This is a genomic window from Exiguobacterium sp. RM11, from assembly GCF_059821525.1.
Window position 1 is genome coordinate 1537975 of the sequence record NZ_CM187558.1, and the last position, 24280, is coordinate 1562254.

Below are 24280 nucleotides of genomic sequence, written 5' to 3' on the forward strand. Positions count from 1 at the left end.
TATGCAGAAATAGTTTACATCTGAAAAGGTAAGGTGATGAAAATGCGTAGTCGTGTCATGGTTTATTTATTGATTCCCATCCTCATCTTTATTGGTATACTGATTACCCCACCTTCCGAGGAATCGCTCAAGCTCGCGACGATGACCGTCGTCAGCATCCAGGAGATGATTCCTTACGAAAAAGAGTATACGGTACAGAAAGTGCTAGAAGAGCGATCGGCGGACGACAAATCAGCCATCATCGAAGAATGGCGTCTCGAGCAAGGAGCGAGAACGTCTTATAGTTATGTGCTCAGACTGAGAGGATTTGACCATGTGACACAGATCGATGCAGGGGCTGCCAACACGAGGTCGGACGGGTATTACGCGATGCAGGCGCATAGCCCTATTTTCGAGACGGACAAGCCGGTGTCCACGAACTATCCGATTGTCATGTTCAGTTCGGAACAACGTCTCGTCATCGGACAGATGGATGTTCGGGTCATCTATGAAGAGGATGAGCAATTAAAGAAATGGATTGTATTGGAGGATGAACAAGAATAGATGAGCAACTTACGACTTAGTCGCAATGCAAATATGAAACGAATCCTCATCATCGGTTCAGGCGGTGCAGGGAAATCCACAGTTGCCCGTCAACTCGGTGAACGATTACACCTCGATGTCTATCATTTGGATGCTCTCATGTGGAGACCGGGATGGGTGATGGCGCCGAGAGAGGAACGAATCGATATTCAACAACAACTCGTGAAGAAAGATCAATGGATCATCGATGGAAACTTCGGGAACACGCTTGATTTACGTTTACAGGCAGCAGATACCGTCATTTTGATTGACCTTCCGCGAATCATTTGTGTATACCGCGTCCTCAAACGATTTGCCCGTTACCGTGGTACGACGCGACCGGATATGGGCGCATCCTGTGAGGAAAAGCTCGATTTCGCATTTCTGAAATGGGTTTGGAATTTTCCTGACATTCAACGGCCTGAGATGATCAAACGAATCGAACAATATTCTCATGAGAAACAAATCATTGTCTTAAAATCTCGGAAAGATGTTCAAAACTTTATTAATCAAATGAAAAGGCAGAAGTTTCTATGAACCCTATTCTTCACAAAATCGGTACTATCTTTATTCCGGTAAGTGACATTCAAAAGGCGCGTGACTGGTATTGTGATTTATTTGATTTTTCAACAAAAGGAGAGAGTTTATTCGACCATTTATATGTCATTCCATTAGAGGGTACCAACCTCGTTTTAGATAGCAAAATCTACTCAAAAGATAACATCATCCAGACACCACTGTTTCACTTAAATACGCACGATATTCATCAAGCTTATACTTATATGATTCAAAACGACATTGATGTCATCACACCAATTGAGCACGAACATTGGTTCAATTTCAAAGATCTTGATGGAAATGTCATCATGGTATGCAAATGCTAACATCGGATCAAAACTTTAGTCAGACAACTCAGATCATCCGGGTCGATTGTAAAGATGACTACCTTGGAGAACTGAGCCATTGTAACAAGTAAATCAAGTTGTATGAGTAATAAGATTTACTCCCACATAGATGTGAGGTGATCATCTGTTTTTTCTTCAAATGTCTGGAACACCTGGATCAGGAAAATCCACATTGGCTAAGCAAATCATCCAACACGTACACGCGGTCGTCATCGATCATGATGTTTCAAAGACCGCCCTACTCCATACGCTTCCCATTGGCAACTTCTCGGATCGAGAAATCGGGAAGATGGCTTATGATGTCGATTGGTCTCTCATCGAGTATCACCTATCACTTGGACAAAACGTCATTCTCGACAGTCCTTGTCTCTATGACGAATTGCTCGATAAAGGGATAGCGATTTCCACCAAGTACGGTGCAACTTATCGTTACATCGAATGTCGTCATGAAAATCACGAAGAAATTAACGCACGACTTCGAAACCGTGTCAGACGACCAAGTCAAATTGATCAGGTTTCGTATGAGAATTGGTCTAAAATGAATGAACACTGCAAACGACCTACAAACCATCCCTACTTACAAACCTATACGATGGACAATCGAGAGATTCCAATCGAGCAAATTATGTCTTATCTTTTAAAAAACCAATAATAAAACGCTTTCATTTCAAAAGCGTTTTTCTTTTTTTAATTTTTTGTATTTTTATGCTTTACAATTAATAATTATACATATACACTTAGTCTCATCTACAACAGGGAGGCATTATACACATATGAAAAAATGGTTATTAGCAGGTACACTTATGTTAAGCGCGGCTTTACTCGGTGCATGTAGTCAAGAAACAGAAGGTGAAGCGACAGAGCAAAAAACGCTCGTCATGGGGACGAGCGCCGATTACTTCCCATATGAATTTGTCGATACGGCAAACGGAGATGCGATCGTCGGATTTGATATTGAAATCGCGGAGACGATTACAGAACGTCTCGGTTACGAATTGAAGATTGAAGATATGGACTTCGGTAGCTTACTCGGAGCCTTGAACAGCGGGCGTGTCGACTTCGTCATGGCAGGAATGACGCCAACAGAAGAGCGTAAAGAGAATGCGGCCTTCTCAGACATCTATCTTTCCGCGACAAACTTGATCATGACAAAAGATGAGTCACTTCAGGCAATCAAAGATTTGTCTGGTAAGAAAATCGGTGTCCAAACGGCTTCGATTCAAGAAAACATCGCAAAAGAACAAGCGCCTGACGCTGAACTCGTATCGTTGAACAAGATCCCTGAAATCGTTCAAGAGTTGAATACAGGTCGAATCGATGCAATGGTCATCGAAGACACGGTCGCACAAAAGTATCTAGATCAAGACGACAGCTTCTATACATTCGCTTTAAAAGAGGATGGCGAAAAAGGATCAGCTGCTGCATTTAAATTAGATGATGAGTTACGCGACCAGTTCAACGAAGAATTGAACAAGATGATGGAATCTGGCGAAATCGATGAATTGGTGAAAAAATGGTTCTCGATGGAGCCGACTGAATGAGACAAGTCGAGCTGCCGATCTATCCCGTCGTTTATCCGACGGGACATCGGTTAAATCAAAATGAAAGTCAGTTCCCTTTACCTGACCGAATCAAGAGCCAGCTTGATTCGTTGACGTATCATGACTTACATGAATATCCGGTCGAACCGATCAATGAATTGTTCGAACAATATGCTGCGTACGTCGGTGTGACACCTGAGCAACTGCTCGTCGGTTGTGGAAGTGATGAGATGATTCATGTCGTGACGCAAGCATTACTCGCACCAAATGACATCGTCTTGTCCCCGGCTCCTGACTTTTCGATGTATCCCATCTTTACGACCATCGCCCACGGGCAACATGTTCAAGCCAATGATTTATCATATGAGGGAATTGTAGAAGCAATCGAGACGCATCATCCGAAGCTTCTTCTTCTCTCGAACCCGAACAATCCAACCGGGAAGCTGTGGACCGTGAAAGAGTTGACGCATCTCGCCTCACTCGTTCCTTACCTTGTGGTGGACGAGGCGTATATGGATTTCACACCGGATGACAGCATGATCCCGTTCATTGCAAACCATCCGAATCTCATCGTCCTTCGCACGATGTCAAAAGCGTTCGGATTGGCAAACGTACGAATTGGATTCATGGTGACAAACAACGAACTCGCTCACTATTTCCGTCAATTCATCCCACCGTTCAACATTAGCGGGGTGAGTGCAAAGATTTGCAACATCTTCTTAAAAGATGCAACTTATCTTCAAGAAACAATCGAATGGCATGACGAGATGCGGCAAAAGTGGGTATCCGCTTTTGAATCAATTGGTCACGTCCTCCCTGCCTCGACAAACTTTTTGTATATCGAGCTCGAGCAACTCGAAGCAGTATGGGCACAATTGACCGCATTGAACGTACACACTTCGAAACAACCGACGGGCATTCGAGTGACCATCGGTGACGAAGCGGCACTTCATCTCGCACATACAGCTATTCAGCAATACAAGGAAACAAGTCACGTAAAAAACTCCTGAACCTCATGTTCAGGAGTTTTTGTCAGTCGATCGTTTTGATCACGCGCGCCGGATTTCCTCCGACAACCGTCCGTGGTGGCACATCTTTTGTGACGACCGCACCAGATGCGATGACTGCCTCATCTCCAATCGTCACACCCGGATTGATGATGGCCCCTCCACCGATCCATACCCGGTCTCCAATCGTCACGGGTTTTCCGAACTCATACCCAGAGATGCGCTCAATCGGATCAATCGGATGTGTCGCCGTATAGATATGTACACCTGGTGCAAGCATACAGTCATCCCCGAAAGTGATGGGACAAATGTCTAAAAAGACACAGTCAAAATTCGCATAGAATCGTTCACCCAAGTGAATATTGTACCCGTAATCACATTTGAAGTTCGGTTCGAAGTAATACGACTCTTTCGTCGAACCGAGTAACGCACTAAGAATTTCTTTCCGTTCAGTCAAATCATCAATCCCGGAACGATTGAATCGTTCGGTCAATCGCCGGGCATGCTTCCGATCTTTAACGAGCGTCTCATCAACAGCTAAATATAATTCACCACGAATCATCTTCTCTTTTTCCGTCATCATAATCCCTCCTTACACTCAGTATAGAGGATTTTCAAATCATTTAGGGAATAGAGACAAGGATGAGCAGAAGGAGGAAGATGTGATGAAACGTATTTTAGAGTGTCGGGCAAGTGATTTTATCACGTTTAATCGTCAAGATTTAGTCGGGTCGATTCGAAAAGCAGAAGGACGAACGGTCATGGCGGAGGTCATCCCGACGGTGCAACCGCTCTACCCAGAAGTCACGAATGCAGAACTGGCAAGAGCGTTCGGTGCCGACTTGATTTTATTGAACATGTTAGATGTGTTCCATCCTTACATTAAAGGACTTGAAAGTCACGCGCTGTTCGGCGACATGCCAGGTGAGGAGATGAGTGACCATCCGATTTTGGAACTAAAGCGATTGATCGGATTGCCGATTGGAGTCAATTTAGAGCCTGTCGACTTTTCAGAGAGATCGTCTGAAATGAATGAAGTGAAACGAGGCAGACTCGCTTCAGTCGAAGCGTTCCAAAAAGCGTCTGAACTCGGGATCGATTTCGTTTGTCTGACAGGCAACCCGAATACCGGGGTTACGAATGAAGCAATCGAACAAGCGATTATCCGAGGGCGTCGTGAATTCGCTGGCGTCATCATTGCCGGAAAGATGCATCAGGCCGGTGTCGGCAGCGTGTTAGATCGCGACGCATATATCCGCTTCGTTGAAGCAGGGGCAGACATTATTCTTCTGCCAGCTCCAGGAACCGTTCCGGGTGTCCGTGAAGAGGCATTCCACGAACTCGTACAAGAACTGCAAGCACTCGGAGCACTCACGTTAGCCGCAATCGGGACATCTCAAGAAGGGGCTGATGTGGCGACTGTTCGTGAGATCGCACTCTCTTCAAAGCGTGGAGGCGCAGATATCGTCCATATCGGTGACGCCGGATTGTCTGGGATTGCCGTACCAGAGAACATTCAGGCACTTTCAATTGCCATTCGCGGGCGACGTCATACATACATTCGCATGGCTGCCTCGGTCAATCGTTGACACAAAAAAGGAAGGAGACGCGCTCCTTCCTTTTGCTTTACCATTCCGTGACGTCTCGACGAGGCTTCGCAGGCGTCGTCGTGCCGTGACGTTTGGCAAGTAACGCTTCTACATCTTCTAAGCGCACACCTTTAGCTGCCAATAAGACGAGCAGGTGATACAGAAGGTCGGCCGATTCTTCGACCAAATCTTCGTCCGTCATTGCGGCAATCACGACCTCGAACGATTCTTCACCGAACTTCTTCGCAATTTTTTCAACGCCTTGTTCAAACAAATACGTCGTATATGAACCTTCTTTTGGTTCATTCTTTCTTGATTGAATCAATTGCTCCAATTCATGAATCATACGTTCACCTCCGTAAAGAAACAACTTCGATTTCCGGTATGACAAGTCGGACCATTCGCATGGACACGAACAAGAAGCGCATCCTGGTCACAGTCGACGTGGATACTGACGACGTCAAGTGTGTTGCCGCTCGTCTCCCCTTTCATCCATAGCCGACCTTTTGAACGAGACCAGAATGTCACGACCCGTTCACGTAGCGTCTGACGGATGGCCTCATCGTTCATATATCCGAGCATGAGAACGGCCCCGTCTTCTTCTGAGACGATGATGGCGGGAATCAATCCATTTTCGTCGAAACGAACCGCATCGGCAAGTTGTGACTCGTGCATACGTGCTTCACCTCTTCTACTGTCGTTTTTCGGTCATGTAAGATGGAGGCAAGTAGTGCGGCATCGACCTTCTCGAGCGCTTCGACTACGTGCTCGGCATTCCCCGCCCCACCTGAGGCGATAATCGGAATGTCGACGACTTCGCGAAGTTGTTCTAAAATCGCAAGGTCATATCCGCTTTGCTTTCCGTCTTGGTTCATGGACGTGACAAGAAGTTCACCCGCCCCGAGTGCGGCCACTTGTTTCGCCCATTCGACCGCTAACAGTTCTGTCTTCTGTTTACCGCCATATGTGTACACATAGTATTCCCCGTCTTCAAATTTCACGTCGATCGCAACGACGATACATTGTGACCCGAAACGATCGGCCGCTTCTCGAATGAGACTTGGGGATTCGACAGCGAGCGTGTTCAACGATACTTTATCTGCTCCTGCTTTTAATAATGACGAGATGTCATCAAGTGAACGAATCCCTCCACCGACCGTCAACGGGATGAATACTTTCCGTGCCACTGCACTGACGACATCTAGCATCGTCTGGCGGCGTTCCGTACTTGCCGTGATGTCGAGAAAGACGAGTTCATCGGCTCCGGACTCATCATAATACTTCGCGATTTCGACCGGGTCACCGATGTCTCGTAGTTGAACGAATTCAATCCCTTTGACGACACGGCCTTCCTTCACATCGAGACATGGAATAATTCTGCGTTTAAGCATAACGCGCCTCCCATTCAATCAGTTCATCGATACTTACTTTACCGGAGAGGAGTGCTTTCCCAACGACGGCCTCATCAATCTTAGCCATCTTTAGTTCCTTCACGTCCTCTTCGGTCGTCACACCGCCTGAGGCAATGAGTGTGACGTTGACGATTTGGCGTAGCGCCTTCATGCGCGCAACGTTCGGACCATTCAGTTTTCCGTCAGATCCGATGTCCGTATACAGAATCGTCTCAATCCCTCGTTTGACGAGATCTTGAGCGACCGAGATGTCATCGAGCTTTGTCGCTTCCTGCCATCCGTTGATGGCGACCTTTCCGTCATATGCATCGAGTGCCACAGCAACTCGTTTGCCATACTTTTCAATCGCCTTGTCTAAAAAGTCAGGATCCGTAAATGCTTTTGTCCCTAAGAGGACACGATCCGCACCGGTTTCCATGACCGCATCGAGTGAGGCTTCTGAACGAATCCCACCACCCGTCTGTACGAGAAAGCCAAGAGACTTCGCATAACGGACGACATCTAAGTGACGCGGTTCGCCTGCCTTAGCCCCTTCTAAGTCGATCAAGTGAATCATCGGGACTTTTCCTTGCCACGCTTTTAATAATTCATACGGGTCACCGTATTGTTCTTCCGTCGAAAAATCGCCTTCCGTCAAACGGACGATTTTGCCTCCAATTAAATCAATGGCGGGTAGTAATTTCACGCTCGACCGCCTCCTTCCATTCTTGAAGTAAACTGAGACCGAACGCCCCACTTTTTTCCGGGTGAAACTGCATGCCCGTGACGAGTCCTTTTTGAACAATCGCGGGAACACGCTCTTCCATATAATCTGCTTCCGCCACAATATAGGCATCGTCCGTCACGGCGTGATAAGAGTGAACAAAGTAGACGTCCTCATCGCGAAGAATCGAGTTCCATCCAACGTGTGGAAGACGCTTCGCGCGCATTCGCTCAACCGTTCCCGGAATCAACCCGAGACCTTTCGTCGGCATGCCTTCCGTACTTGAATCAAACAAGAGCTGCATCCCAAGACAGATCCCTAAAAACGGCTTTTCCGTCGCCATCTTTTGTAATAGCGGGATGAGCCCCGTCTGTTCGAGTGATTGCATCGCTTGCGGGAAAGCACCGACCCCAGGAAGTAAAATGGCGTCCGCTTCTTCAATTTGGCTTGCATCATTCGTAATCACGACGTAGCAACCGATGGCCTGCAACGCACGTTCGACGTTGAATACGTTACCCATTCCATAATCGATGACCGCTACTTTCATCCTTCAATCCATCCTTTCGTAGAAGGGAGACGATCCGTCCCATCGCTCGAGACCGCCTCAGCAAGTGCTCTTCCGAACGCTTTGAACAACCCTTCAATCATGTGGTGTGAGTTCGATCCATACAGGACCGCGAGGTGAAGCGTGAGTCGACCGTTCATGGCAACCGCTCGGAAGAATTCCTCAGCGAGCTCGGTATCAAAATCCCCAAGCTTCGGATTGCGAATATCCGCTTGATAGACAAGGAAGGGACGTCCTGACACATCGACGACCGCTCGCGCTAACGTCTCGTCCATCGGCATGTAACTCGTTCCATAGCGGCGAATCCCGACTTTGTCTCCGAGAGATTTGGCGATGAGTTGACCGAGCGCAATCCCCACATCTTCCACTGTATGGTGGGCATCGACCCATGTATCTCCTTCAACTTTCACCTCTAAGTCCATCTGACTGTGAAAGGCAAGTAACGTCAACATGTGGTCAAAAAAACCGACTCCTGTTTGGATGGTGCTTTCTCCTGTTCCATCTAGATTGACTCGAATCTCAATTTTTGTCTCTTTCGTCTCACGCTTTAGTTCAGCTGTTCTCAACAGAATTCACCTCTTCAATCGTTTGTCGGATATAGGCATACGCCTCATCTGTCCCTGCACTGACACGTAATCCATCCGGAAACGCACGTACATGGACGCCTTTTTCAAGGAAGTGGGATGCCCACCCTTCACTGTCATCGGTTTTGACATAGATAAAGTTGGCACGACTCGGTAAAATCTCACCGATCGGTCGTAACAACTCAGTTAATTTCTCACGTTGCGCCGTATGGAACTGAATCGACTCTTGGATATACGTCTCATCACGCAATACAACGTTGGCGACCGCGGCACTGAGTCCACTCACATTGAACGGTGAACGGAACCGGTCGATCTGTTCGATGATTTCTTCTGACGCAATCATGAATCCAATCCGAAGGTTCGCAAGACCGAACGCTTTTGATAACGTCCGTAAAATGATGACGTTCGGATGCTCGTTCAAGCGAGACACAAATGAATCCTCCATCGTGAAATCGATATAGGCTTCATCCACAACGAGATAAGGGACACGTGTCGCAATGTCCGACAATTCTTCAAGTGTCCACATCTTACCGGTTGGGTTATTTGGATTCGAAATCAGAACGAGCTTCGGCTCATTCGTTTGAATGAGTTCGGTTAGCGCATCGTAACTCAATCCATGCTTATCCGGTTGCATGAAGTGCCCTCTCGCAATCTGTGTGTATATGCCATACATCGAGAAGTCTGGAGCCGGTGCGACCACACGGTCTTCCGTATCTAAAATGGCCTGACTTAAGATGGCCAACAGCTCGTCGCTTCCACTTCCGACCATCAGTTGCATCGTCTCGACTCCCGCATAGTTCGCATAACTCGCTTTTAAAGCAAGCAATTCTTCGACCGGATAACGGCTGAGCGCCTCGAGTGAAACGTTTCGAATAGCCCGTTCAAGCCGCTCTGGTAACGGATATTGACTTTCATTTTGATTGAGCGCGTATCCTGATACGGCATAGGGCACATATCGCGGGATGTTCTGATAATTTCGTCTCATACGTCCTCCATCCGAACAGCCATGGCACGGGCATGTCCTTCTAATTGTTCTTGTTTTGCGATTCGAATCGCAGCCTTTGTGATCGCCTCATCAAGCTCTGTCATCTCAAGGAACGTCTGACGGCGATAAAAGTCATCGACGGACAATCCGCTCGAGAATCGCGCCGTCCCACTTGTCGGAAGGACATGGTTCGGTCCAGCGATATAATCCCCGAACGCTTCCGCCGCCTCGTGACCGAGGAAGAACGACCCGCCGTGACGTATCGCACCCATCAACGTTTCAGGATTTTTGACGGCCAACTGGACGTGCTCCGCAGCCATCGTGTTCGCGTACTCGATGGCATCTTCTAGTGATCGAACGATGACTCCGCCACGTTTCAATGACTCCCTAGCGATCTCTTGTCGTGGTAAGAGCGAAAGTTGACGCTCAAGTTCTTGTTCGACTTCTTCACGAAGCGTTTCTGTCGTGACGAGTGCGATAGCCGTCGCCTCTACGTCATGTTCTGCTTGTGCGAGAAGATCCGCCGCGACCCACTTCGGATTTGCCGTTTCATCGGCAATGATCAACACTTCGGACGGTCCGGCTACAGAGTCGATGCCGACGATGTGCGAGACGAGCGCCTTCGCCGTCGCGACATACGCATTTCCGGGTCCTACAATTTTATCGACCGGACGAATCGTTTCCGTCCCATATGCGAGTGCGGCAACGGCTTGCGCGCCTCCGACTAGAAAACATTCATCTGCCCCTGCGATTTTTGCTGCAATCAAGAGGGAAATGTCAATCCCATCTGCTTTTGGTGGAGTGACCATGACGACTCGTTTGACACCGGCCACTTTCGCCGGAATGATATTCATCAGGACGCTCGACGGATAGACGGCTGTCCCACCTGGTACGTAGACACCGACCGAATCGAGCGGCATATAACGTCTACCGAGTCGGAACATCGTATCTTCGAACACATCATCTTGACGTACTTGATGCGTGTGGAAGGCGCGAATTCGTTCTGCCGCTAAGGTCAACGCTTCCGTCAGTTCAGCATACGCTGCCGGCGGGGTAAAGCGAGACAAATCGACAGATTCGATTTGGTCGATCCCATCGAATTGACGCGTCCATTCAAGGAGTGCTTCATCTCCGCGTGCCTCAACCGCTTCTACGATTGGTTTGACCGCTTCCGCCCAAGCTTCTCGCCGTGATCGATTCGTTTCTGTACTCATGCATTCTCCTCCTGACTCAGCTTTCGAATCCATGCCTTTAATTCGTCAGGCTGCTCTGCCAAAGCCGTTTCGCTCGTGATGAATTTTGCATTGATTGAAAAAATCGTTTCATATTCCTCTAAGTCATTCGCTGCTAACGTTGCACCTGTCTCGACGATGTCGACGATACAATCCGCTAGTCCTGTTAACGGAGCGAGCTCCACAGACCCATTCAACGCGATGACTTCTACGTTTTGTCGCTTTGACGCGAAGTGTGAGATGGCGATATTCGGATATTTACTCGCCACTTTTAATTTCTTTGTGCCATTACGTCGAACTTTCGGACCACATACGGCCATCCGACAGCGTCCAAACGGTAAGTCGACGACTTCAAGTACACCTGGCGTTTTCTCTCGTAAAATATCTCCACCAACAATTCCGACATCAGCCGCTCCGTGCATCACATATTTATAGACGTCGTCCCCTTTGACGAAAATAAATTCATGATCTCCTGCTTTTACTGTGAGTTCACGTCCCCGCTTCTCTGGCCAAACGGGTAAATCACGTTCGACAAAAAATTGACGAGCTGCTTTTTCAATTCGTCCTTTCGCAACCGCTACCTTCATTTGATCACCTCATCTAACTGTTCTAAATCGAGTGACATGCCGAACGCTCGTCTTGAGTGTCCGAAATGACCATATAGGGAATCGTATCGTCCCCCTGAAAGGACACGCTTTCCTTCTACACTTCCCGTCACGGTCAAACCTGAATAGTAATCGAAATCTCCCGTTTGACCGAAATCGTACGATACGTCTAGACCGATTGCACGCAAGTGTTGTACGGCCTCATCGACTTCATCGATGGCATCGTTTAAAGACTCTGGTGACTCAGCCCGTAATTCTTCGAGCGCTGAATTCCCAATTAAAAACGGTAGCTTTGCAATCAATGGATAGCGATACGTCTCTGCTAACTCACGTAACGATTCTAAATTTCGAAGTGCTAAGATTTTTCGGAATGTCCGTTCTTGAATGCCTGTCTCTTTCGCGATGAGCGAGATGACAGCCGCTGATCCGATTTTAATTGTCAAACGTTCAGTCGGCAGGACTCCTTCCGTCATATCGAGAAATGATTCGATAAGATGACTGTCCTTCTCTTCCCCATCAACCCACTCAAGTCCGAGCTGTTGCCGTTCATGTGGTTGACCGGAATGTTTGACCGTCCGACGGTAGACAGCCCCGGCGTACGCGACACGCATCGGTTCATGACCGTCTGCTAACTTTCTTGCGATTTGCAATGTATAGTCAGGGCGCATGACGAGGAGTTCCCCGTCATTCCCGAATAAACGATAATAGGCCGACTCGTCAAAGAGCGCCAAATTTTGATAGTGCGAATAGTATTCGAGTAACGGCGGGTCGATGACGGCATAACCGCTCGCCTCTGCCTTTTCTAAAAATGAAAGCATCCACCGTTTTGGTCGAATGACATCTCCTGATTGTAGTTCATACCATCCTTCTGGAATTGAACCTTTCGAATTTGACCAAATCATGATAACCACCCTTTATCTTATTATCACTTTACCAAACTAAAGTAGTGTGTTAAATTTATCAAACAGAGAAACACCTGTCAACCAATTGAACTGAAAAGGACGTGTAACAGATGTTTAACTTTACCCATGATGGCCATGTGCATACCCCATATTGTCCACACGGTACGAAAGACCCGATTGAACACTATATTCAAGTCGGGATTGAAAAAAACCTGCAAACGATGACGTTCACAGAACACGCACCGTTCCCACAGGTATTTATCGATCCGGTGCCGAATCAAGACTCCGCGATGTCGATCGACCTCCTTCCTGACTACCTCAATACATTGCATCAGATGAAACGACAGTATCAAGAGGTCATTGACATTAAAGTAGGACTAGAAGTCGACTTGTTGCCACGTCTAGAAGAAGAAACAATCGATTTGTTGAAACCATATGCTCCTCTACTTGATGAAGTCATCTTGTCCCAACACTTTTTATTAATAGATGGTGTATATATGCCAGTAGATTATTCTGCTGAAACGTTTGACGACATCGTTCAAGCGCTCGGTTCATTCGAAAACGCGATGAAAGCTTATTATGACTCGATTGAACGTAGTCTCAGCTTTCCATGGGAAACGATTCAAGTCACTCGGATTGGACACATCGACTTACCGATCAAATATCAAAAAAATTATGACTGGAATCGTTCAGCAGTCAGACAAGAGGAAGAACGTCTCTTGCGAGCGATTGCCGATCGAGGATTCGGCCTCGATTTTAATACCGCAGGACTTAGAAAACCTGATTGTGGTGAGCCATACGTCGCCGGACTCGCCAAAGATGCGAACCAATTGAACATCCCTTTCACGTTAGGATCAGATGCTCACCTCGCTAAAGATGTAGCCGCTGGTTTCGACATCATTGCACAAAAAAAAGCCACGTTCCTATGAACGTGGCTTTTTGACAGCGATCTAGCTATCTAGATCCCCATGCTTATGGTTGACAACGATATGGCGTTCCATTTCTTCATCTGTAAATATCATACCATAACGAAGAATAGATGCAACAAAAAATTGGGTGAAATGGTTCACCCAATTAAAATCACATCGCTGCGTATAAAGTTTTCAAGTCGTTTGTCGCTGCCTCATCCATTTGGAGGGCTACAAGTTCAACATATTGAAGGGCAGGATCTTGATCTTTTGATAAAGCAACGATTTCAGCGGCTGCCTTATCAAGTGCTAACAAAATGCCTGACACCCCGAGTGTCGGATAGTAACGAAGAAGTGCACGGACATGCTTAATCTCAGAAACTTCATTTCCATTGATGGTCAACGATTTGACTGCCAATTCCTGATGCATGCCAATCGCAAATTTATCTTCCCATACTTCTTCAAGCGTGATTAACGCTTCTACTTCATATGCACCATCTGTAAAGCGAACGTGTTTTTCCATGAACAAATTCCCCTCTCCTGAATCTACTTTTATTATATAAGAGATTTTAGAGAGTATATTGTGAAATATTGAACATTATGTGTAAAGTTTGTCTCACTTCATTTTGAACAACAAAAAAGGCCCCTCCGAAGAGGGGCGAATAATGGAAGAGTAAAACACCATTGGCAGTACATTAATAATATATCATCTAATGAAAACGTTTACAATGTATTTTTGTACATTTTTTCAAGTGGCATATGTAACACTTCAATCCCACTCTCACGCATTAATTCTAAACCGTCACCATGCTCATATCCGACCGCATAGACGACGCGGGCGACGCGCGCTGCAATCAGAGCAAGAGAGCAGGCATGACACGGTGAATGAGTAACGTAGGCTGTCGCACCGAACGCATTCGTCGAATCAGCAGCCAATTTTCCGATCGCATTGATTTCGGCATGAATCTCATGTTGCTTCGACCAGTGATGATGATCATACGGGTCCGTACATTTGATATATGTCACATCATCCCGGATGAGCCGGGCGGGCTCATTGATCATATCGAGATCCGATGATGCAACGTAGTCGGCATGCTTATAGAAGCCGTCTTCTTGCTTGATATAAATCTCATTACAGTTCGTATGACCAGAAGGTGTACCATTTAGACCAATTGAAATTGGTTTTTCATCTTTGACGATGACACAGGCAACACTTTTCGATGCACATTTCGAATGTCGTTCTGCCATCATATCGGCGAACAATAACCACGTCTCGTCCCACAATCGTTGTTTCTCCATGTAAGTCCCTCCTCGTAGAAAAGGAAAGTCTGATTGCTCAGACTTCCCTTCTTAATATCCTGTATCTTTTGGCAGTTCTTTATTTTTTGAGGCAATCTCAATGACTTTTTCTTTGAGCTCATGCTCCATCCGGTCGAGTTCACGTTCAGCGTCACGACGCTTTTGTTTACCTTCTTGTTGAATGCGTAACGTTTCATCAAGTGTCGAGAGTAAATTCTCGTGGGCTACTTTAAGGGATTCCACAGAGACAATCCCTTTTTCATTTTCTTGAGCGATTTCAATCGAAGAGTCTTTGAGCATCTTCGAGTTTTGCTCAAGCAACTGATTGGTCGTCTTCGTCACGTCCTGTTGCATGCGAAGCGCCGTCTTCTGACGTGTCAAACTGAGCGCGAGAACGACTTGGTTCTTCCAAAGCGGGATTGTATTGACGACTGCTGACTCGATTTTCTCAGCGAGAATTTGGTTGTTCTGTTGGATGACTCGGATTTGTGGCGCCATTTGTAGGCTGATGGTACGGCTCAATTTCAAATCATGTAGCTTCTTCTCAAATCGATCTGCCAATTGAATCATGTCGTTCAACTGTTGAAGTTTAGACTGATCTTTTGAAATTTCGACTTCTTGACGAAGTGGCGCGATTTCATGTTCACGTACATGATCAAGTTTCGTTTCACCCGCAGCGATATAGACGTTCAACTCTTCGAAATACCGCTTATTCTTATCATACATTTGATCGAGCATCGTGATATCTTTCATCAGACCGAACTTCGCACGATCGAGGTTATGGATGACCTCTTCCAAATAGACGTTCATTTTTTCGAATTGAAGCTTATAGTTTTCGGCTTTCTTCTTTGCACGACCGATGAGCGGGATGTTGTCCATAAAACTCTTTTTCTCCGGTTGAAGCATGTCCGGGTCCATCTTTCGGACGTTCTGCATTAAGTCAGACAAGAGTTTCCCCGCATCCCCGCCATCTTTCATTCGAACTTCCGTCAGAATTTGGTCAGAGAATTGTGAAAGTTCACGTTGAACGTTCGAGCCAAACAACATGACCGAATCTGTCTTTTTAATATCAATCGACTCCGCCAATCGTGTAATTCGCTCACGGTGCTCTTGAGGCACGTCTGGCTTGGCTTGGATGGCAGGTACTTCGTGAGGTTGTGAAACAGATGACCATTCCACAGATGGGTCGCTAAATCCCTCTGTTTCTGTTTTCGTTTTCGTATCAGATGTCAGCTCTTCTTCCGGCCATGACTGCCAGTTCGTTTCATTCGATGAAGTCATGTTTCTTTCTCCCTTCCGGCTGATCAGATAAGACTCGCTCCATCATGATCAGTTCGCGTTCGAAGTCTACGGCGTCATCTTCAAGAAGACGTCCGCGTTGTTCTTTAAATTTATCGACAATTAGTCGCATATTCGTGATTAATTGCTCTCGAGTCTCTTCTTGAATGACGACTCGTTTTCCTTCAAGTTCTTTAAATTTCAAAACGACCGAGACGAGGGAATCTAAGTAGAATGTGAACAAGTCTCGAACATGTTTTGCGTCTTGTGGATTTTCGAAAAGTTCTTCGAACAATTCGTGTGCTTCTTTGGAGACAGCTTTCATCTCACGCCTTACTTCCACATCTTTGATTTCAGGAAGGACGCGGTCAATCTGTTGTAGCTTCTCATATCCTTGTTCAATCGTCCGTTGCAAAAATTGAAGTTCTAAATCGTCCGTCGCCTCGAATTGACGCGCCGGGACGGGTTCCTCAATCGGCTTGAGGATTCTTGAACCTGAGAAAGGTTCGTCCTCATCGAGCAACAGTTTTTTCTTGGCACGCTTCGCGACCATTGTCGGTGTTCGTTGACGGTTTTTGCGCTTGTTCGTCGACCAGACTTCATTCAAGACGAGCGCCCCTACTATAATGAATAACCAGGAGAAATCGAATACGTTGATGGCAAAGTATATGACTGCCCCTGTCAGGGCCCATTTCATCCATGTTTTCATTCTTTTCACCTCATCTCATGTTACTTCTATTGTACATTACGAAACCTATCAAAAAAAGTTTCGTCATCCCTATCATTTTAGCATAATAAAATTCGTTGTTCCCTCCGTCCACAGGTGTAAAAACGAGTACCTATATCGACTTCTTTCCCGTTGTGCTATGAAAAAAACCGTAGACCTTTAAGCCTACGGTTTGTCTATTATGTTGTGACCCACGTTGATACCATAACAATGGCTACTGTCACAGGAATGACGTAGCGAATGAGCGCATGCCAGATCGGATAAAGCTTCTTACCCGGTTCTGACGTTTGAATCTCATCTTTCAAAATACGTTGATCGACGACGTATCCGACAAAGATCGATGTTAAGAGCGCCCCGACCGGCATCAAAATATAGCTGACGAGGTAATCCATCGTATCGAAGAACGTACGCCCATTCCAAATCTGTAAATCACTCAATAGTCCGAATGACAATGCAGATGGAACGCCTACGACGAACACGAGAATGGCTGCCGTTACGGTTACTTGCTTCTTCGTCCAAGTCGATTTCTTTTCGTTCAACCGATCTGTCACACCCGCGACAACAACTTCTAACATCGCGATTGACGACGTGATCGATGCGAACGCGAATAAGAGGAAGAACAACACCATAAAGAACCCGCCAAGTGGTACTTGGTTAAAGACAGCTGGTAATACAACGAACAGTAACGCCGGACCTTCAGCCGGATCAAGTCCTGAAGCGAAGACTGCCGGGAAAATAGCAAGTCCAGCTAAGAGTGAAACCGTGATGTTCAATAGAACAATCATGTTCGCAGAACGGTTCAACGTCCCTTTCGTCTTGATATACGACGCATATGTCAACATCGCCGCTACCCCTAACGATAAGGAGAAGAAGGCTTGTCCTAGGGCAAATAGTACCGATTCACCCGTCAATGCAGAGAAGTCAGGTTGTAAGAAGAAGCGGACTCCTTCCATCGCCCCGTCGAGTGTCAATGAACGGACGACGAGTACGATGAAGCTGATGAACAAGAGCGGCATTAAGATTTTGCTCATCCGTTCAATCCCTGCTTCGACCCCGCGTAAGACAATCAATAACGTGATCAACAAGAATAAGAATTGTCCGAGCACCGCGATGCCAGGTGTTGACACGACATTTCCGAATACATCTCCGAACTCGTCAGCTGTACGTCCAGTTAACGTCCCACTCAAACCGAGACCGATATAAATAAGGACCCATCCTCCAATAACACTATAGAAGGAAAGCAACAAGAAACATGCGATGACTCCTAAATAACCGATAATGCTCCAACGACCATGCCCTAATTGTTTGAAGGCAAGAAGTGCCGTCTTTTGAGTTGAACGTCCAACGATGAATTCACCAATCAATAATGGCAGACCAAGTAATAATGTGAACGCCAAAAACATGAGTAAAAAGGCACCGCCCCCACTAGTTCCAGTGACATATGGAAATTTCCATATCGCACCTAAACCGATTGCCGACCCTGCGGCAGCTAGAATGAATCCAATTTTTGAGGCGAATGAGTTTTGCGCCATGATTACCCCTACTTCCTGTTTTTCATTTCATTTTCATAATAATAGTGAAATACTAACACGGTTCAAGGGTCAGGACAACATAAAAACAGAGAAAAGTCTGAATACTTTTCTCTGTTGATGCTTTATGGCGTTAAAAACGTGAGAGCCTGCTCTCGAATCTGGATTGCTAAGTGATCTGTTTCAAAATGTTCACCGTCGATATCGATGACTTGTGGCTCATTCAACTCAACTTCGACATATGAAGTTTGAAAGTGATTCCACTCCTCTGATTTTTGATCGAGACCGAGCTGTTGGGCCAACAATTGTCGAATCATCGGAAATCCAATAGACGAACTGTGAACGACTTCTAACATGCCATCCGAAAACGATTGCGTCTCCAATTTCGTCGGTACGGTTCCGAGATAACTCCCGTTCCCTACATATAAGAAGCTGACGTCTCCTTCGTAAAGAAGTTCATCTCCTCGACGTAACCGAATCTGAAATGGGTCAGCTTCACGAAATTGGCGGATAGTTGCAAGAAAGTAGCCGATTGAACCTAAAGATTCTTTCTCGCCCGGGTCGATTTGACGTGACGTATCTGCAATCAATCCGACTCCAACGAAATTGAGGGCATACATCTCATCTACTTGAATCACGTCCACATGTTGCTCATGGTTCAATTTGATGATGCTCGCGGCTTGTGTTGGTTGAATAGGAAGATCGAGCGCTCGTGCGAAGTCGTTACACGTCCCTGCAGGAATGATTCCTACTGTCGGTCGCTCCTCAAGCTCTAACGTCATCAACCCATTGACTACTTCATTGAGTGTACCGTCTCCCCCGATGACAATCAGATGGTCGAACGATCCACTTTCTTTTGCAAATCGAAGTGCGTCCCCGATTTCTTGTGTCTTCTTGATGATGATTTCTTCATAGAGCGATTCAATCGTTCCGATGACTTCCCCGAGCATCGTTTCGCTCGTACCAGACTTCGGATTCGAAATAATCAATGCTCTCATAATAACCCTTCCTGTTCTAAGAAGTCTTTCGCTACATCATAGGCGCGTTCATTTCCGTACGCGACACGACGGTTCAATTCAGACATTTGTTCGTCTGTGATTTTACCTGCGAGCTGATTGAGTGCATCTTCAATTTCTGGATACTCTTCAAGCGTCTCTTCTTTCAAGAGCGGTGCCCCTTGGTAAGGCGGGAAGAATTGTCGATCGTCTTCTAGAACGACAAGGTCGTTCTCGGCGATATCAGGATCCGTTGCATAAGCGTCTACTAAATTGACATCTCCTCGTGAAATGGCACGATAGCGTAATTTTTGCTCCATCGAGACGACGGATGGGAAATCAAGACCATACTCGTTTTGAAGTCCTGGATATCCGTCTTCACGGTCGGTAAATTCAAGTGTGAATCCGGCTTGTATATCAGACTGAACGTTTCGTAAATCTGAAATGGCGGAAATGCCTTCTGCCTCTGCATAGTCACGTGGGATTGCGAGTGCGTACGTATTGTTAAACTGCATCGGTTCGAGCATGACGTACCCGTCTTCAGCAAGCGCCTCTCTAGCTTGTTCATATACTTCACGGGCATCGTTTGATTCGGGTGTTTCCTTGACGAGACTCGCGAGTGCCGTTCCGGTGAATTCTGGATAAATGTCAACATCACCAGATTGGAGGGCGCCCCATACAAATGTCGTCTCCCCAAAGTTCGGCTTCACCGATACAGTCAAATCTGTTTCTTCTTCAATCAACAACTTATACATATTCATAAGAATTTCTGGCTCTGGACCGAGTTTCCCAGCTACGACAAGGTCTGTCTCTTGCGAGCGACCAAATGCGAGCGGTGTGATGATGATGAGGGCGAGTACGGTAGAGACGGCAATCAATTTCGTCTTATTACGTGTCGCTGTCGCACCTTCCATCTGACGTAACAAGAAGTCAAACAGGAGGGCTAAAATGGCAGCTGGGATGGCACCCAATAGAATTAAGTAATTGTCATTTCGGTTAATCCCGAGCAAGATCAGCGTACCGAGTCCGCCTGCACCGACGAGAGCGGCAAGTGTCGCCGTACCGACGATGAGGACCATCGCTGTACGGATACCTGCCATGATAACAGGTAGGGCGAGCGGAAGTTCGACTTTCATCAAACTTTGATTCGGTTTCATCCCACAAGCTCGAGCTGCTTCAAGTAACGATTTGTCCACTTCATTCAAACCAGTGAATGTGTTTCGTAAAATCGGTAGGAGCGCATATAAAACAAGCGCAATGATGGCAGGTAATGCCCCAATCCCGACGAGCGGAATCATCAATCCAAGCAAGGCAAGCGAAGGAATCGTTTGAATAATCGCAGTGACGCCAATGGCGGTTTCAGCGATCTTCTTACGGCGCGTCAGCCAAATCCCTAATGGTACGGCAATTAAGACGGCAATCAATAGCGATACGACAGAGAGCTGTAAGTGCTCAATCAGTGCCTCGACAAGCTGTCCTTGTCTATTTTGGAACGTCTCAAGCATCCAGCTCACCTCTTCCACGTTGTGTAAATTCTAAGACGAACGGGTCTTCACTCGCCAAGATTTCTTCTGGTGTTCCGACTAGCATGAGTTCTCCATCACGCATTAACGCAATACGATCCCCGAGCTTCATCGCTTCTTGCATGTCGTGTGTGACAAAAAGAATCGTCTTACCGAGTTCGTCATTTAGTCGTTTGATGTCATCTTGCAATTGGCCACGGCTTATCGGGTCAAGTGCAGAGAACGGTTCATCCATAAGGATGACGTCCGGGTCTGCCGCTAAGGCGCGCAATACACCCACACGTTGCTGTTGACCCCCAGACAGTTCCGAAGGCTTCTTCGAACGTAGTTTTGGATCGAGACCGGCAATTTTCATCAATTCCGTTACCCTTTCTTTTGTTCGTTCTTTTTTCCATTTCAATAGTTCAGGTACGACAGAAATGTTTTCTTCCACTGTCAAATGGGGGAATAAAGCAATTTGTTGGAGCACGTAACCGATGTTACGACGCAATTCGAAAATATTGAACTGGTAGATTTCTTTTCCATCGATTAGAATTTTACCATCCGTATGATCAATTAAACGATTCACCATTTTCATTGTTGTAGTCTTTCCACAACCGGAAGGTCCGATCAATACAAAGATTTCTCCCTTTTCTACTGTTAAGCTTAATTCTTTGACGGCTAACGTCCCGTCCTCATAACGTTTTGATACATCACGAAACTCAATCAACCTGATCCCTCCTCGACTATTTCCAAAATGGAAATTCAAATAGTATTTTGCCCTATTTTCTGCTTTGTTAAACAAAAAAAGGCTCTCCTTCCGGAGAACCTCATCATTAATAAAGCGTAACTTGAATATGTCGACGCCCCCACTGGATGGCATCCTGTTTTGAATCGACGAGTAAATCGACGATATGTCCTTTGATTCTGCCGCCTGTATCAAGGGCAATCGCGTCACCGACACCTTGAATATGGACTTTAGAACCTAATGGAATAATGGCCGGATCGACGGCGATAATTCGCATTCCATTATAATAGATTGAATCTGTGACATCATGGCCGGTTGCTGTTAAGACACGACCGCCATAAGCTTTGTTGTCAGCCACATCATTTGAGTATGCTGTCGATTCGACTGTAATGACTTTTTTATTCGGCGACGTAGACACCGGTGTTGCCGTGGTCTTCTTGCTCGAAGAAGCCGCTGCTTGTTGTGCTGCCGCACGTTCTGCTTCTTTACGCGCTTCTTCCGCTTTACGCTCTGCTTCGAGTTTAGCAAGTCTTGCTTTCTCTGCTTCCGCTTCTGCTTTCGCTTTTTCAGCAGCGAGACGTTCTGCTTCTAAACGTTTCTCTTCAGCGATGCGTTTTTCTTCAGCAATTTTCTTTTGACGAGCGATTTCTTTTTGTCGTTCTTCTTCGATCGCTTGTCGTTCAAGTTCAAGAGGATTTTGGACGATCTTCTGTTCTGTCCCGATTCCGATCTGAGCAGCATCTGCTTGATCGACGAATGTGAACATCCCCATCATCGCGGTTCCAAATAGAATCATATATTTAATGAATTTCATCGTAGTAAGGTCATCACCTTTCTCGTTATGTAACGAACAGATGTTAATTTACCACGACCCGTCACATTCGAGTAGCCATTTCAACGAAGTGAAACATTCCTGACATATGACTTCAAAAGTGGTTACAGATTGTAACAATTGCAAAAAACGTTGCTATTACTAGGTTTCACAAAAAAATTACAGATTCGTTACAATAAGTCTTGTAACAAACCTGTAATCTCCCTGTCATGCGGTTTACTTATTCAATTGGCTTTAAATCATGCAATCTGAGCATCCCCCACGGTGCAACATCAACTTCCACTGTGAACGATTTTTCACCCTTGACCCTATCCACTTCATCTAGAGGGACACGATACGATCCCATTTCTTCTATATAAAGGTTACGGTCATAATAGTTCGCGCGTACTCCTCCGAAAAACGGTTTTGACTCCACTCGGTCGATGACAGCAAAACCATCTTCCCCTTGTTCAAACGAGACGTAAACGGTTCCCGTCTCCACATTATGACGGCCTTCGAATTCATCGTACTCCAGATAAATCGAGTCCCCAAAGTACGGATCATACGGTTCGAACGAGGTACCCTTGAACGTGTATGTCTCCCCCACCCACGAGATGGCGTAAACAAGGATGACAAACAAAATCGCAATCATGACTTGGACGGCAGGAATGATCCACGTTGACAACCGTTTCATGTCGTCACATCCCTTCTCGTACGATTACGCCACCATAATCCGAGTGACAACGCAAAGACGATCAGTGCACCAATCAAGAAGAAGAGAGATATATCGAGACGGTCCCAAACGTAAATGAAATAAATCGTCATCTGGACGACTAAGAAATAGATGAAGGCAAAGATGGTTCGTTGTCTCGTCATGTCTTGACGAACGAGATAAGCCAATGCAATCACTTCAATTAATACCGCCAAAAGAACACCAGAGTCCTCGAACAACGCGAACGGGATGACTGCGAGCAAACTTACCCACATCAAATCGCTCCGACGATGAATCAAGTAGACGGCAACGAGCGCAATGGATAAAAGCGTAGCCTCTATAATCGAAGGCGGTCTTTGAGAGAGCCAGCTTTCCGTGACGTTCACCAAATAACCGATGGATAGAATGGCTGCGACGAACAAATATACAGCTTGCCATGCAGCTTGTTTTCGATAAATGAGAAGCAGCACATGTAGAATAACAAGAGACCAAAGTGGCCATAGTCTACCTTCATAGTCGACATATTGTCCAAAAATGTTGAGAATGCCATAAAAGGTAAGCCAAGCGAACGTTCGGTCTAACGATTCTTCCACAAAATGGAACCATACCCATGTCACGATGAGTGCAAATCCGATCAACGTCAATCCGAGACTTTCGAAACTGTTCGTAACGGCCATAAATGCGGCGATAGCGGAGATCACCGAAAAGATGATGTGCTCATATATGATTCGGTGAAGGACTGCCATTGTGAACAAAATCCAAAATAGAAACGTCAACTGCCCCGAAAGGTTATACGTAGTAAAGATGACCGCCATGGTCGCTACAAAAAAGACGAATCCTAGTACTCGCAATAATGTCACGTACCTTGGGGTTTTCAATCGGACCCGTTCGGCAAACACATAAAATCCAACCATAAAAATGAGAAATAATCCAATCTTCAAAAGGTCGGGAATCGCCTGCCAATTGGCTGCGACGAAGCTGAATAGACTGAGTGCCAGTAAAATTGAACCGACAATGACCAAAACAGGCGGCTTGTGATCATGTTGCCCACTAGCCGCCCGTTGTTTATGTTCATAGTCGACTAGTCTTTTACCGGTCGCTTCATCTAACAAACCCGCCTCTTGCCATTCACGTACTTTTTTGTCAATGGACACCTGAATCATCCCTTTCGGAAAAAAGG

The 24280-nt window shown here is 46.2% G+C and carries 27 protein-coding genes and 2 pseudogenes; 8 read left to right on the forward strand and 21 right to left on the reverse strand.

The window, feature by feature from the left end:
- Window positions 1-36 precede the first annotated feature (36 nt).
- The 6 genes from AC5LIL_RS08030 (at window position 37) to AC5LIL_RS08055 (ending at window position 4017) form a co-directional block, all read left to right on the forward strand.
- Window positions 37-543 (forward strand): hypothetical protein, encoded by a 507-nt coding sequence (locus AC5LIL_RS08030; protein WP_499823830.1) that lies wholly within the window; start codon window positions 37-39, stop codon window positions 541-543.
- A gap of 33 nt (window positions 544-576) precedes the next feature.
- Window positions 577-1098 (forward strand): DNA topology modulation protein, encoded by a 522-nt coding sequence (locus AC5LIL_RS08035; RefSeq protein WP_499825356.1) that lies wholly within the window; start codon window positions 577-579, stop codon window positions 1096-1098.
- Window positions 1095-1445, forward strand: a complete 351-nt coding sequence (locus AC5LIL_RS08040; protein WP_499823831.1) for a VOC family protein — start codon at window positions 1095-1097, stop codon at window positions 1443-1445. The genes AC5LIL_RS08035 and AC5LIL_RS08040 overlap by 4 nt, the downstream gene beginning before the upstream one ends.
- A 160-nt stretch (window positions 1446-1605) precedes the next feature.
- The gene (locus AC5LIL_RS08045) at window positions 1606-2118 is read left to right on the forward strand and encodes a P-loop nucleotide/nucleoside kinase family protein (protein ID WP_337873743.1); all 513 of its coding nucleotides are present in this window, start codon (window positions 1606-1608) and stop codon (window positions 2116-2118) included.
- Between the two features lie 121 nt (window positions 2119-2239).
- Window positions 2240-3007 (forward strand): transporter substrate-binding domain-containing protein, encoded by a 768-nt coding sequence (locus AC5LIL_RS08050; RefSeq protein WP_499823832.1) that lies wholly within the window; start codon window positions 2240-2242, stop codon window positions 3005-3007.
- Entirely contained in the window at window positions 3004-4017 is a 1014-nt protein-coding gene (locus AC5LIL_RS08055; protein WP_499823833.1) for a pyridoxal phosphate-dependent aminotransferase, read from the forward strand. The genes AC5LIL_RS08050 and AC5LIL_RS08055 overlap by 4 nt, the downstream gene beginning before the upstream one ends.
- A 22-nt stretch (window positions 4018-4039) precedes the next feature.
- On the opposite strand, the gene AC5LIL_RS08060 is transcribed toward AC5LIL_RS08055, so the two are convergent.
- On the reverse strand, window positions 4040-4597 hold the full coding sequence (locus tag AC5LIL_RS08060) for a maltose acetyltransferase domain-containing protein (protein WP_499823834.1): 558 nt from the start codon (window positions 4595-4597) through the stop codon (window positions 4040-4042).
- Between the two features lie 82 nt (window positions 4598-4679).
- On the opposite strand from AC5LIL_RS08060, the gene AC5LIL_RS08065 reads away from it, so the two are divergent.
- Window positions 4680-5603 carry a DUF7916 family protein gene (locus AC5LIL_RS08065; RefSeq protein ID WP_214875665.1) on the forward strand — a complete coding sequence of 308 codons (924 nt, stop codon included), beginning with the start codon at window positions 4680-4682 and terminating at the stop codon, window positions 5601-5603.
- Between the two features lie 37 nt (window positions 5604-5640).
- Here the strand turns inward: AC5LIL_RS08065 and hisIE are convergent.
- From hisIE to AC5LIL_RS08110, 9 genes and pseudogenes are all read right to left on the reverse strand, one after another.
- A pseudogene (gene hisIE, locus AC5LIL_RS08070) lies at window positions 5641-6278 on the reverse strand (bifunctional phosphoribosyl-AMP cyclohydrolase/phosphoribosyl-ATP diphosphatase HisIE).
- Window positions 6227-6994 (reverse strand): imidazole glycerol phosphate synthase subunit HisF, encoded by a 768-nt coding sequence (hisF, locus tag AC5LIL_RS08075; protein WP_214692002.1) that lies wholly within the window; start codon window positions 6992-6994, stop codon window positions 6227-6229. Before hisF ends, hisIE begins: the two are co-directional and overlap by 52 nt.
- Window positions 6987-7700: a 1-(5-phosphoribosyl)-5-[(5-phosphoribosylamino)methylideneamino]imidazole-4-carboxamide isomerase gene (gene hisA, locus AC5LIL_RS08080; RefSeq protein WP_214745297.1), complete on the reverse strand. Its 714-nt coding sequence runs from the start codon at window positions 7698-7700 to the stop codon at window positions 6987-6989. Before hisA ends, hisF begins: the two co-directional genes overlap by 8 nt.
- Window positions 7678-8265, reverse strand: a complete 588-nt coding sequence (gene hisH / locus AC5LIL_RS08085) for an imidazole glycerol phosphate synthase subunit HisH (RefSeq protein ID WP_499823835.1) — start codon at window positions 8263-8265, stop codon at window positions 7678-7680. Before hisH ends, hisA begins: the two co-directional genes overlap by 23 nt.
- Window positions 8262-8849, reverse strand: a complete 588-nt coding sequence (gene hisB, locus AC5LIL_RS08090; RefSeq protein ID WP_214783567.1) for an imidazoleglycerol-phosphate dehydratase HisB — start codon at window positions 8847-8849, stop codon at window positions 8262-8264. Before hisB ends, hisH begins: the two co-directional genes overlap by 4 nt.
- Window positions 8836-9852, reverse strand: a complete 1017-nt coding sequence (locus AC5LIL_RS08095; RefSeq protein WP_499823836.1) for a pyridoxal phosphate-dependent aminotransferase — start codon at window positions 9850-9852, stop codon at window positions 8836-8838. Before AC5LIL_RS08095 ends, hisB begins: the two co-directional genes overlap by 14 nt.
- Entirely contained in the window at window positions 9849-11066 is a 1218-nt protein-coding gene (gene hisD / locus AC5LIL_RS08100; RefSeq protein ID WP_499823837.1) for a histidinol dehydrogenase, read from the reverse strand. The genes AC5LIL_RS08095 and hisD overlap by 4 nt, the downstream gene beginning before the upstream one ends.
- On the reverse strand, window positions 11063-11671 hold the full coding sequence (gene hisG / locus AC5LIL_RS08105) for an ATP phosphoribosyltransferase (RefSeq protein WP_214691980.1): 609 nt from the start codon (window positions 11669-11671) through the stop codon (window positions 11063-11065). Before hisG ends, hisD begins: the two co-directional genes overlap by 4 nt.
- Window positions 11668-12591: an ATP phosphoribosyltransferase regulatory subunit gene (locus AC5LIL_RS08110; protein ID WP_339962305.1), complete on the reverse strand. Its 924-nt coding sequence runs from the start codon at window positions 12589-12591 to the stop codon at window positions 11668-11670. Before AC5LIL_RS08110 ends, hisG begins: the two co-directional genes overlap by 4 nt.
- A gap of 110 nt (window positions 12592-12701) precedes the next feature.
- On the opposite strand from AC5LIL_RS08110, the gene hisJ reads away from it, so the two are divergent.
- Window positions 12702-13520: a histidinol-phosphatase HisJ gene (gene hisJ, locus AC5LIL_RS08115; protein WP_499823838.1), complete on the forward strand. Its 819-nt coding sequence runs from the start codon at window positions 12702-12704 to the stop codon at window positions 13518-13520.
- A gap of 151 nt (window positions 13521-13671) precedes the next feature.
- Here the strand turns inward: hisJ and AC5LIL_RS08120 are convergent, their stop codons facing one another.
- The 11 genes and pseudogenes from AC5LIL_RS08120 to AC5LIL_RS08170 form a co-directional block, all read right to left on the reverse strand.
- The gene (locus tag AC5LIL_RS08120; RefSeq protein WP_074034584.1) at window positions 13672-14022 is read right to left on the reverse strand and encodes a hypothetical protein; all 351 of its coding nucleotides are present in this window, start codon (window positions 14020-14022) and stop codon (window positions 13672-13674) included.
- Between the two features lie 200 nt (window positions 14023-14222).
- Window positions 14223-14798, reverse strand: coding sequence for a deoxycytidylate deaminase (locus tag AC5LIL_RS08125; RefSeq protein WP_337873735.1), 576 nt, complete (start codon window positions 14796-14798; stop codon window positions 14223-14225).
- Between the two features lie 51 nt (window positions 14799-14849).
- Window positions 14850-16079 (reverse strand): toxic anion resistance protein, encoded by a 1230-nt coding sequence (locus tag AC5LIL_RS08130; RefSeq protein ID WP_074034586.1) that lies wholly within the window; start codon window positions 16077-16079, stop codon window positions 14850-14852.
- A complete protein-coding gene (locus tag AC5LIL_RS08135; RefSeq protein WP_214691961.1) occupies window positions 16063-16785 on the reverse strand; it encodes a 5-bromo-4-chloroindolyl phosphate hydrolysis family protein in 723 nt (240 codons plus the stop codon). Before AC5LIL_RS08135 ends, AC5LIL_RS08130 begins: the two co-directional genes overlap by 17 nt.
- 197 nt (window positions 16786-16982) lie before the next feature.
- Entirely contained in the window at window positions 16983-18335 is a 1353-nt protein-coding gene (locus AC5LIL_RS08140) for a sodium-dependent transporter (RefSeq protein WP_214783584.1), read from the reverse strand.
- 122 nt (window positions 18336-18457) lie between these two features.
- The gene (locus AC5LIL_RS08145; protein WP_499823839.1) at window positions 18458-19330 is read right to left on the reverse strand and encodes a diacylglycerol/lipid kinase family protein; all 873 of its coding nucleotides are present in this window, start codon (window positions 19328-19330) and stop codon (window positions 18458-18460) included.
- Window positions 19327-20841 carry an ABC transporter permease/substrate-binding protein gene (locus AC5LIL_RS08150; RefSeq protein ID WP_499825357.1) on the reverse strand — a complete coding sequence of 505 codons (1515 nt, stop codon included), beginning with the start codon at window positions 20839-20841 and terminating at the stop codon, window positions 19327-19329. The genes AC5LIL_RS08145 and AC5LIL_RS08150 overlap by 4 nt, the downstream gene beginning before the upstream one ends.
- Window position 20842: 1 nt before the next feature.
- Window positions 20843-21559 (reverse strand): annotated as a pseudogene (locus tag AC5LIL_RS08155) (ABC transporter ATP-binding protein); the annotation flags it as partial.
- 106 nt (window positions 21560-21665) lie between these two features.
- Window positions 21666-22391: a 3D domain-containing protein gene (locus tag AC5LIL_RS08160; RefSeq protein ID WP_285800655.1), complete on the reverse strand. Its 726-nt coding sequence runs from the start codon at window positions 22389-22391 to the stop codon at window positions 21666-21668.
- 238 nt (window positions 22392-22629) lie between these two features.
- Window positions 22630-23082 carry a GDYXXLXY domain-containing protein gene (locus tag AC5LIL_RS08165; protein ID WP_499823840.1) on the reverse strand — a complete coding sequence of 151 codons (453 nt, stop codon included), beginning with the start codon at window positions 23080-23082 and terminating at the stop codon, window positions 22630-22632.
- Window positions 23079-24263, reverse strand: coding sequence for a DUF2157 domain-containing protein (locus tag AC5LIL_RS08170; RefSeq protein ID WP_224862730.1), 1185 nt, complete (start codon window positions 24261-24263; stop codon window positions 23079-23081). Before AC5LIL_RS08170 ends, AC5LIL_RS08165 begins: the two co-directional genes overlap by 4 nt.
- Window positions 24264-24280: the final 17 nt, after the last annotated feature.

Bases quoted from the DNA above. Each gene is read 5' to 3' on its own strand.
- AC5LIL_RS08160 (WP_285800655.1), bottom strand. From the start codon at position 22,391: ATGAAATTCATTAAATATATGATTCTATTTGGAACCGCGATGATGGGG.
- AC5LIL_RS08095 (WP_499823836.1), bottom strand. From the start codon at position 9,852: ATGAGACGAAATTATCAGAACATCCCGCGATATGTGCCCTATGCCGTA.
- AC5LIL_RS08055 (WP_499823833.1), top strand. From the start codon at position 3,004: ATGAGACAAGTCGAGCTGCCGATCTATCCCGTCGTTTATCCGACGGGA.
- hisF (WP_214692002.1), bottom strand. From the start codon at position 6,994: ATGCTTAAACGCAGAATTATTCCATGTCTCGATGTGAAGGAAGGCCGT.
- AC5LIL_RS08050 (WP_499823832.1), top strand. From the start codon at position 2,240: ATGAAAAAATGGTTATTAGCAGGTACACTTATGTTAAGCGCGGCTTTA.
- AC5LIL_RS08135 (WP_214691961.1), bottom strand. From the start codon at position 16,785: ATGAAAACATGGATGAAATGGGCCCTGACAGGGGCAGTCATATACTTT.
- AC5LIL_RS08030 (WP_499823830.1), top strand. From the start codon at position 37: ATGAAAATGCGTAGTCGTGTCATGGTTTATTTATTGATTCCCATCCTC.
- AC5LIL_RS08145 (WP_499823839.1), bottom strand. From the start codon at position 19,330: ATGAGAGCATTGATTATTTCGAATCCGAAGTCTGGTACGAGCGAAACG.
- AC5LIL_RS08045 (WP_337873743.1), top strand. From the start codon at position 1,606: ATGTCTGGAACACCTGGATCAGGAAAATCCACATTGGCTAAGCAAATC.
- AC5LIL_RS08065 (WP_214875665.1), top strand. From the start codon at position 4,680: ATGAAACGTATTTTAGAGTGTCGGGCAAGTGATTTTATCACGTTTAAT.
- AC5LIL_RS08040 (WP_499823831.1), top strand. From the start codon at position 1,095: ATGAACCCTATTCTTCACAAAATCGGTACTATCTTTATTCCGGTAAGT.
- hisG (WP_214691980.1), bottom strand. From the start codon at position 11,671: ATGAAGGTAGCGGTTGCGAAAGGACGAATTGAAAAAGCAGCTCGTCAA.
- AC5LIL_RS08110 (WP_339962305.1), bottom strand. From the start codon at position 12,591: ATGATTTGGTCAAATTCGAAAGGTTCAATTCCAGAAGGATGGTATGAA.
- AC5LIL_RS08120 (WP_074034584.1), bottom strand. From the start codon at position 14,022: ATGGAAAAACACGTTCGCTTTACAGATGGTGCATATGAAGTAGAAGCG.
- AC5LIL_RS08165 (WP_499823840.1), bottom strand. From the start codon at position 23,082: ATGAAACGGTTGTCAACGTGGATCATTCCTGCCGTCCAAGTCATGATT.
- hisJ (WP_499823838.1), top strand. From the start codon at position 12,702: ATGTTTAACTTTACCCATGATGGCCATGTGCATACCCCATATTGTCCA.
- hisD (WP_499823837.1), bottom strand. From the start codon at position 11,066: ATGAGTACAGAAACGAATCGATCACGGCGAGAAGCTTGGGCGGAAGCG.
- AC5LIL_RS08140 (WP_214783584.1), bottom strand. From the start codon at position 18,335: ATGGCGCAAAACTCATTCGCCTCAAAAATTGGATTCATTCTAGCTGCC.
- AC5LIL_RS08170 (WP_224862730.1), bottom strand. From the start codon at position 24,263: ATGATTCAGGTGTCCATTGACAAAAAAGTACGTGAATGGCAAGAGGCG.
- AC5LIL_RS08125 (WP_337873735.1), bottom strand. From the start codon at position 14,798: ATGGAGAAACAACGATTGTGGGACGAGACGTGGTTATTGTTCGCCGAT.
- AC5LIL_RS08130 (WP_074034586.1), bottom strand. From the start codon at position 16,079: ATGACTTCATCGAATGAAACGAACTGGCAGTCATGGCCGGAAGAAGAG.
- hisH (WP_499823835.1), bottom strand. From the start codon at position 8,265: ATGAAAGTAGCGGTCATCGATTATGGAATGGGTAACGTATTCAACGTC.
- AC5LIL_RS08060 (WP_499823834.1), bottom strand. From the start codon at position 4,597: ATGATGACGGAAAAAGAGAAGATGATTCGTGGTGAATTATATTTAGCT.
- AC5LIL_RS08035 (WP_499825356.1), top strand. From the start codon at position 577: ATGAAACGAATCCTCATCATCGGTTCAGGCGGTGCAGGGAAATCCACA.